Here is a 7,974-nt window from a genome sequence, read left to right on the forward strand (position 1 = left end):
CTGGCGCAGGCGACATCAACGACGGGCGCAGCTGTTCCACTACCGGCGTCGGGGATGCATTCCTCCTGAAGAGAATCTACGGCTGTAGTACTAGCAGCCCGAGCATACAAAATTTACATCTCATACCGCCACATTAGGATTCTTTGTGATAGTCTCACAAACAGGCTGAAAAGCTCGGCGCGTAGGAACGCCTTCAGATACGCGGTAGCAATCCCCACCGAGAGAGGGGTTTTGTCATGCCCAAAATCCGTGTTGTTGGTTCACCAGCAACCCTCTGGTTTACGGGCGTGGTGGGATCCATCCGCAAGGACGATCGCACGGCGTATCCCGTGTTTCTAACCGCCACGTCCACCTGTCGCGCGTAGAAACGCGGTGGGTGGGATCTAAGTCTCGATACGGAGCCATCATATGCCGCATCTGCATGCCCGTGCGCCATTGCCTGCGCATTCTCTATCCCCTCTCCCTAAAACCTTAGCTGAGCAAATTGAGTGCGACCGCGCGCTTTTACGTCGGCACGCCATCGACAGCCTCTCTGAAGCACTGCACGTGCTCAACAGCGATCCCAAGTCCGTCATAGAGCTGCAGCAGGCCATCGGTCGAATCATACGAGGAGTGACGGCACTCAAACGCTTGGCAGCGCTGGGCTGCTCCACTGCGCCCACCCAGCACATCGCAGAGAGCGTTGCACCACACTCCCCGCCACAAGTGGATGAAGCATCTGCTGTGCAGGCAACAGCGCTCACCAGAAAACGCCGCCGCCGTCGCTACTTTGACACGCACTACAAACGGCAAGTTATCCAACTCATGCGCGAGCAGCACCTGAGCGTCGGCCAAGTCTGCAAACACCTGAATTTGGTCGATAGCGTCGTGCGTCGCTGGATTTTGGAATTCGGCGCCCAAGAAACTGCTGGACTGCACAGCCTCTGCGGCACAGAAAGTACCGGCAGCCCAGCTGCCCACCAGCAGTCCGATGCAGAGCAGCGCGTGAGACAGCTCGAAGATCGTCTGCGGCAACTCCAAGCAGACAACGAGCTACTCAAAAAAGCCGCGGCCTCATTTGCCCGAGAAATTCACGGCTTGTGCGCAGCACCAGGGCCATAACGCCCCGTTCGCAATAGCCCGCAGGCACCTGCCCTGCGGCGCTTAACCCCCTCCATTTTTTGCTACCAGCCCTGGCCAGGGCTGGTACGTGCGCGTGCGTTGGCACTTGCGCCTTCTCTTTCACCCTCTTTTTATCGCAATCCTCGATGAGCGCACCTCTGAAACCCCAATTTTTTCACGCAAACCGCAAAAACGTTGAAAACACACGCTGCGACGTGCCTATACCTAATAACCAATCCTGTTTTTTGGCACAGGCCACAGCCTTGCCGGCCCAGGTGCGGGACTTGGCAGAGCTGCTCGCGCAGATAGCTGCTGATGAATTGATGCAAGAAAAATCTGCCCGCAAAGAACCAGGGCAGTAGGGAGACAGCCATGACACAACTGGCAATTTACGCACGTTACTCGTGCGACAAACAAAACGAAACTTCGCTCGAAGACCAGATACGGCGCTGCACTGAACTGGCGCAGCGCCATGGTCTGTCCATCAGCAAGGATTTGATTTACACCGACGCTGCGGTCTCGGGCACGGACAAAGGCGATGCGCTACGCGAAGGCTATCGACGCCTTCGGCAAGATTGGGATAACGGCAAATTCGACGTCCTTGTCGTCGATGAGTTCAGCCGCCTGAGCCGTGACGGTGTCGAGCAAGCCGTATTGCAAAAGCGCCTGGAAAAAAGTCGGCGCGTGCGCTTGATAACCGCAGACGGCGTAGACACACAAGACCCCGATTGGCAATTGCGGCTGGGCTTTCAAGGTTTGATTGCGCAGCAAGAAAGCCGCAAGTTGAGTTACCGCGTCGACCGGGGCATGGTCGGGCAGTTGGAGCGTGGGTACATGATTGCACCCCCCGCATTTGGCTATCGCTTGCAGCGTATCTTCGATGGCAACCAAAATCACATCGGTAGCCATTGGGTCATTGATGAGGAGAACGCGAGCATCGTGCGTCAAGTTTTTGACAAGCGCGCCAAAGGCGAGTCAATGCACAAGATTGCTGCCTGGCTCAATCAAAAAAATGTCGCTTGCAGCAGAAAAGGCCGTGATGGACAAGAGGCCCATTGGCGCCCAGCGCGGGTCAAAAACATGCTGGAAAACGCAATCTACAAGGGAATCTTTGTGTGGCGCGGTTCCAGCACTTACGCCAAAAAGATGAAAGAACTTGGCGATGAGGTCCAGAGCGTAGAGTACCCGCGGCCAGAGCTGCGCCTGGTCAGCGACGAAGTCTGGACCCGGTGCAACAACCGTTCCGTGAGCCGATCAGGCTACGGCGGTGGACAGCATGCCTTGACCGGTGTCCTCACCTGCGGCTGCTGCGGTGCAACGCTTGCGGTGTCAGCGGTGAAGCGTTGTCGCTCGTTGTACTGCCCGGTATGCAGCGATGCCAGAAGTTCTCTCGGGGCAACAGACCGACTCACATCAACGATTGCTGTGGCAGGGGTGCAGTTCATGCTCATCCAAGCCCTGGAGCGTTTTATCTCGGGACCTTTTTTGCACGCATTTAGGCAATCCCTGCGACAACGACTGACGAGCGACAACAGTGCAGAAATCGAAGAGTGCGCTGCGCGAGTGAAAAAACTCAAAAATGCTCAAGAGCGTCTCTCGTGCATGCTCGCAGATGCAGATGCAGAGGGAGACGATGAAACCTTGCAGAAACGCTACAAAGAAACGCGCCAGCAGGTGATTGCGTCGCAGCAGCAACTGGCCAAGCTGCAAGCGGGTGCCCAAGTGCTGGACACGGCAACGGTTGAAGCGCAGTTGCAAGTCGACCCGCGCAAGCTGCTGTCCAAGCTGTTCGATGCCAACGTGGCGCCGCACGAGCTGCGCACAATTTTGGCCAGGCTGTTTCCTATGGTGGTTTTTGAGGGCAAAGAGGGGCGCTACTTCTCAAAATTCCGTGTCAGGTTTGCACCTGGGGTTGCTTTGGGTATGGCCAGCGGCACCTCATGCTTGACGCAGCAAGAGGTTGAGGCACGCTTCACATTGCAGTACATCCCGTTGAACAAAAAAGAAAAGCCCGGCTACTGGGTGGTTCAGGCGTTGGAGCAGCCACTTCCCACCCCGGAGGCAATTCAGCAGCAAGAGGAGTGTCTGGAGCCAGCCTAAATAGGTCCTGAACCCAACCAAAACCGGCAAAAAAGCCGGTTTTTTGTTGGTTGGTGCAGGGAAAACCTGTTCCCAATTCGTACCGACAGGTTCCCAGAACAGTACAAATTAGAAACAAGTGCCAGCTCCGTTACTCGCTACCGGCGCAGGCGTTTCAGACGATCAGTTGGCGCGAGGGCACCAACGCGCCACTCACGGGACGGTTCGCAGCGGTGCGGGTGCGTCACGCTGGTGGCAATGCGGGCAAGGCGCGTCTGCGCCCGCAAGAGTGGTTGCTCATCGAGTGGCCAGTGGAGCAGGCCGAGCCAGTCAAATACATCCTGTCAACGCTGCCCGAGAGCACTCCCTTGAACGATTTGGTCGGCTCCGCCTACCAGCGTTGGCGTATCGAGCGCGACTACCAAGACCTCAAGCAGGACTTCGGCTTGGGGCACTACGAGGGGCGCGGCTGGCGAGGGTTCCACCACCATGCGAGCTTGAGCATCGCAGCCTACGCATTCTTGATGAGTGAGCGACTCATCGCCGAAAAGCCTGTCGGGGATAAAAAAAACTTCATCGAACGCCAAGTGCCTGCCGTTCCCCAAGATTACATCCCCAGAGGCAGGCCTGCGCGCACAGCGGCACGTGGACAACTCGATCACCCAGTGCGCGGGAAGCCCCGGGCTGAACCCCGGGGCTTCCCGCGCACTGGGTGAAAAAACGGATGCGGCAAGCACAAATGGTGTTGAGTTATGCAGGGTTTCCTTAAAGTAGAGAAATAATTTCCCTATAATGAGTCAATGGGTAAAGTTCACACAGGCGACGGATGGATTGTCCGCGTACAAGGCAACGAACATCCACCTGTGCATGTCCATGTGCTGCACCCAGACGGAAAGGCCGTGATAGATCTTGACGGCAGTATCAATAACGATGGCGTTCCAGCCAAGGTCATCAAGCAGGCGCTGGCCTGGGTTCTGGATCATGAGGAAGTGATTTCCGCTGAGTGCTCCCGCATGAACAACCCGACGAAGAGGTAAGCCATGAGCAAATCGACAGCCCCGCGCCTGGAATCGGTCCGGACGCTCTCCGGGGTCACGTTGGAAGTCCGCTACACCCATGGTCGGCAGTTCATCATTGATCTATCAGCGCTGGCCGATGAATTCGATGCCTTCGCTCCCCTGAAGAATCCGGAACAGTTCGTGACCGCGCAGGTGACGGATTGGGGCTGGACGTTGGAATGGGAGTGCGGTGCCTCGCTTGACAGCGACCGTGTGCTGGAAATGGCGATGGAGCAGGCGGGATTGCAGGCAAACATCGAGTTTCGACACTGGCAAGACCGCCATCACTTCACGCTTTCTGCAGCCGCTGACGTGCTGGGTCTGACTCGCCGCACCGTTAGCCAGTATCGAACCGGCAGCCGTCCCATACCCAAGGTGGTTGGACTTGCCTGCCGAGCCATCGACATGGGGGCTCACGCACCCAGTTAGGCAGCACAGAACCTGGGCCGACGCTGTTCCAGCGTCGTGTAGTCGAGGCTGTGCAGCCACTGGTCGGGGATGGATCCCAGCACCAAGTCCCGCACCACTTCCGGCGCAGAAAACAGCAGCTTGTACGAGGCGTCGTCTTCTGAGGACATAGGCACCTACCGTAGCAGCGAGGATTGCTCTGCAGGATTGCGCTCCCCCAGCCGCTCACTGAGCGCATCGACCTGCTGCCGCGCCACCGCCAAGGCCTCCTGCAAGGCATCGGCCCTGCCTTGCCAACGTGACGCATCCTCCTGGGCCTTGGCCGCTTGCGCCTTGAGCTCAACCAGCTCCTGCTGCGCCACCTCGGCCCGCCCCTGCCAGCGCGCACCCGCCTCACGGGCTGTATTGAGCTGCTGCCGGCTCGTTTCCACCGCCACGCGCTCACCAGCGAGCTGCTCACGCAGCTGCGCCGCCTGCGCCCGGTGCGCCTGGCGCAACTCATCGGTCTGCTGCAGCAGGTGGCGCCTATCCTCATCGGCCCGTACCTGCACCTGGCGCAGTTCATGGGCATGCTGCACCTTCAAAGCCTCCAGCGCTTGGGCATACCGTAGCTGCTCAGACTCCATCACCCCCTGCAACTGAGCCACCTGCTCCTGTGCCAGCACCCGCGCCCTGTCCGTCTGGACCCATTGATCCTGTAGCCCCTGGTGCTGCTGGACAAGCTCCTGGTGTGCAGCCTGCTGCGCCTGCAACTGCCCTTGCACATGGGCCAGTTGCGCCTTGATTTCCAAATTCTCCCGGTCTACCTGGCCTACATACACCTGGGAATCATCGAGCTTGCGCTGCCAATCCGCTTCCCGCTGCGCCAAAGCCTCCACCTGCTGCTGGTACCCCTGCTGTGCCGACCCCAGTGCCTGCTGCCACAGCGCAGCCACCAGACCATCCGAGGCCTGCACCAGCTCGGGCGGCAACTGCGGATGCGCACGCTCCGCCAAAAGCCGCTCGGCCACCTCCTGGCGCCAGCGCCGAATCATGTCCGAGACCACCTGCTGGCCGCCGCGCGAGCCAATGCGCTGGTAGACCTTGGCAAAGCTCACCGAGTCGCCCGCGCGAAAAAGCTCCGCGCAGGCGCTGGCCACCTGCTCGTACTGCACCTGGGTCAGGCGTGACATGGGGCGCTCTCCTGTAAAAACCGTTCTGGGAAGCCCCATTGTAGGTTTTTAACGTTCAAATACGCACGCATCACGCCATTCTCAGAACGTTTTTTCCTTATTTTTAGTCATTATTACCATAATGTCAAAGAACAACAGCGCTACCACAAAAAACAGCGGAAAAAATGTCGGCACCAAAGAATGTTTCACGGCAACAAAGCACTAGATGCAATAAAAAAGCACAAGAGAATCAACCACTTGATAGCAAAACAGCGGCGTGAAAAATTGCCCGTGAAACATTCCGGCGCCCTCCGAGTCGCCCCACCACACAGCCCACTTGCCACAGCATGCTCACTTCTGTCGGTACAGGGTACGCAGTGATGCCTGCCGTCCAGGAGCCGCTATCTGGCATCCTGACCTGCAAGGCTGCACTGACGCGATGTGCAGAGCAACTTGGAGCTTGCATCTCGGCTCACTGAAGGCCGAACCAGTGACGCAAACAATCGGATCGCCCAAAGTGCCAAAAAACGGTGACAGCTTCAAAAGTGCCCGCTACAAACGGTTCCTTGCCAGTTTGGGACTTGTTTTGGCTGATGCCACGAATCACACACAGCACTGCAAGGTGCTGTGGTACTCCACCAATTTCATGACACCACAAAGCACAGTTACCACCTGGTGGCTCACTGGCCTGCCCGGTGCAGGCAAAACTACCTTGGCACAGGCCTTGGCCCATGCGCTGCGCCAGCGCGGCAAACCGGTGTGCGTGATCGATGGTGATGAACTGCGCGCTGGCCTGTGCCAAGACTTGGGGTTTGACGATGCCAGCCGTGCCGAAAACGTGCGCCGCGCCGCCCACATGGCCCGGCTATTGAACGACAACGCCATCCACGCCGTGGTGGCCATGGTGTCTCCAGCCGCTGACGCACGCGCAGCCGCCTACGCCACGGTAGGTTTGCAGCGCTGCAAAGAGATTTTTGTCAGCACGCCGCTGCAAGTCTGCGAGCAGCGCGATCCCAAGGGGCTGTATATGCGCGCCCGAGCCAACCCACTGGCACAGATGACCGGCGTGCAGGCCTACTACGAGAAGCCTCTGGAACCTTGGTTGAGCATAGACACCAGCGCCACCAACGTATCCCTGGCCGTCACCCAAATGCTCGCCTGCTGCAACACCCATCCTCATCCGCTCCACGAATGACCGCTCCCCCCTCGCCCCGCTACCACTTCATCACCGGCCTGCCCCGCGCAGGCTCCACGCTGCTGTCGGCCTTGCTGCTGCAAAACCCGCGTTTCCATGCGGGCATGACCAGCCCGGTGGGCGGCCTGTTCCGGGGCATGCTCAACCAGCTGGGCGCAGGCAGCGAATTTGGTCCCATCGTCACTACCGAGCAGCGCCGGCGCCTGGCGCGTGGCCTGTTCGAAAGCTACTACGCCGAGCAGGCGGGCAGCAAAGACGTGATTTTTGACACCAACCGCATGTGGAGCGCGCAAATGCCCGCACTCATGGACCTGTTTCCCGGCGCCAAGCTGATTGCCTGCGTGCGCAACGTGGCCTGGGTGATGGACAGCATCGAGCGCCGCTACCGCGCCAACCCCTACGAGATCACACGCCTGTTCAGCGACGACACCGAGCGCAACACGGTGTACAGCCGCGTGGACACCCTGGCCCAGCGCAACCGCATGGTGGGCTACCCCTGGACGGCGCTCAAGGAGGCCTTTTATGGCGAGCACGCCGAATCACTGCTGGTGGTGGACTACGACCTGCTGGCCCAGGCGCCGCACAAGGTGCTGCCGCTGATCTACCAGTTTCTGGGCGAGCCCGAATACGCGCACAACTTCGAGCAGGTGAAGTACGACGCCACCGACTTCGACGAAGCCCTGGGCCTGCATGGGCTGCACAAGGTGCGCGCCCGGGTGGCATTGGAGCCGCGCCAGACCATCTTGCCGCCCGACCTGTTCGAGCAGTACAGCCAGCTCTCGTTCTGGCAGGACGGCAGCCGCAGCCGCGCCAACGTCATCACCGCCAAGAACCATCAAAAATCATAGCTGCTCGCGCTTGCTGCATAAGCGCCAGAGGCCAAAAACGGGATTGCTAAATAGGTATCTCAATAGCCTGATTCCACAGGCGTTCGCTGACAAGCGCGCCCGTCTGGGGCTGTAGTTGGGCCCCAAACTTGCGC

At 59.0% G+C, this 7,974-nt stretch carries 9 protein-coding genes and 1 pseudogene; 8 read left to right on the top strand and 2 right to left on the bottom strand.

Annotated elements, in window-relative coordinates:
• Positions 1–408 precede the first annotated feature (408 nt).
• The 6 genes and pseudogenes from EV674_RS17080 to EV674_RS17105 all read left to right on the top strand — a co-directional run bounded on the left by EV674_RS17080 (position 409) and on the right by EV674_RS17105 (position 4,667).
• The gene (locus tag EV674_RS17080; protein ID WP_119014878.1) at positions 409–1,101 is read left to right on the top strand and encodes a transposase; all 693 of its coding nucleotides are present in this window, start codon (positions 409–411) and stop codon (positions 1,099–1,101) included.
• 146 nt (positions 1,102–1,247) lie between these two features.
• The gene (locus EV674_RS17085; RefSeq protein ID WP_119014879.1) at positions 1,248–1,463 is read left to right on the top strand and encodes a hypothetical protein; all 216 of its coding nucleotides are present in this window, start codon (positions 1,248–1,250) and stop codon (positions 1,461–1,463) included.
• A 10-nt stretch (positions 1,464–1,473) separates the two neighbouring features.
• Positions 1,474–3,201 carry a recombinase family protein gene (locus EV674_RS17090; RefSeq protein ID WP_119014880.1) on the top strand — a complete coding sequence of 576 codons (1,728 nt, stop codon included), beginning with the start codon at positions 1,474–1,476 and terminating at the stop codon, positions 3,199–3,201.
• A gap of 122 nt (positions 3,202–3,323) precedes the next feature.
• A pseudogene (locus EV674_RS17095) lies at positions 3,324–3,896 on the top strand (transposase); the annotation flags it as partial.
• Between the two features lie 84 nt (positions 3,897–3,980).
• Positions 3,981–4,217: a DUF4160 domain-containing protein gene (locus tag EV674_RS18050; protein ID WP_119014881.1), complete on the top strand. Its 237-nt coding sequence runs from the start codon at positions 3,981–3,983 to the stop codon at positions 4,215–4,217.
• 3 nt (positions 4,218–4,220) lie between these two features.
• Positions 4,221–4,667, top strand: a complete 447-nt coding sequence (locus EV674_RS17105; RefSeq protein WP_119014882.1) for a DUF2442 domain-containing protein — start codon at positions 4,221–4,223, stop codon at positions 4,665–4,667.
• Here EV674_RS17105 and EV674_RS17485 read toward each other — a convergent pair.
• A complete protein-coding gene (locus EV674_RS17485; RefSeq protein ID WP_157983733.1) occupies positions 4,664–4,816 on the bottom strand; it encodes a hypothetical protein in 153 nt (50 codons plus the stop codon). The genes EV674_RS17105 and EV674_RS17485 overlap by 4 nt on opposite strands.
• Before the next feature lie 6 nt (positions 4,817–4,822).
• The gene (locus EV674_RS17110) at positions 4,823–5,818 is read right to left on the bottom strand and encodes a DNA-binding protein (RefSeq protein ID WP_165887116.1); all 996 of its coding nucleotides are present in this window, start codon (positions 5,816–5,818) and stop codon (positions 4,823–4,825) included.
• A 418-nt stretch (positions 5,819–6,236) separates the two neighbouring features.
• Here EV674_RS17110 and cysC point away from each other — a divergent pair, with 418 nt between their 5' ends.
• Together cysC and EV674_RS17120 are read left to right on the top strand one after the other, a co-directional pair.
• A complete protein-coding gene (cysC, locus tag EV674_RS17115; protein WP_119014884.1) occupies positions 6,237–6,992 on the top strand; it encodes an adenylyl-sulfate kinase in 756 nt (251 codons plus the stop codon).
• Positions 6,989–7,840: a sulfotransferase family protein gene (locus tag EV674_RS17120; RefSeq protein WP_119014885.1), complete on the top strand. Its 852-nt coding sequence runs from the start codon at positions 6,989–6,991 to the stop codon at positions 7,838–7,840. Before cysC ends, EV674_RS17120 begins: the two co-directional genes overlap by 4 nt.
• Positions 7,841–7,974: the final 134 nt, after the last annotated feature.

Source organism: Simplicispira metamorpha, assembly GCF_004341365.1.
Classification (GTDB): domain Bacteria; phylum Pseudomonadota; class Gammaproteobacteria; order Burkholderiales; family Burkholderiaceae_C; genus Simplicispira; species Simplicispira metamorpha.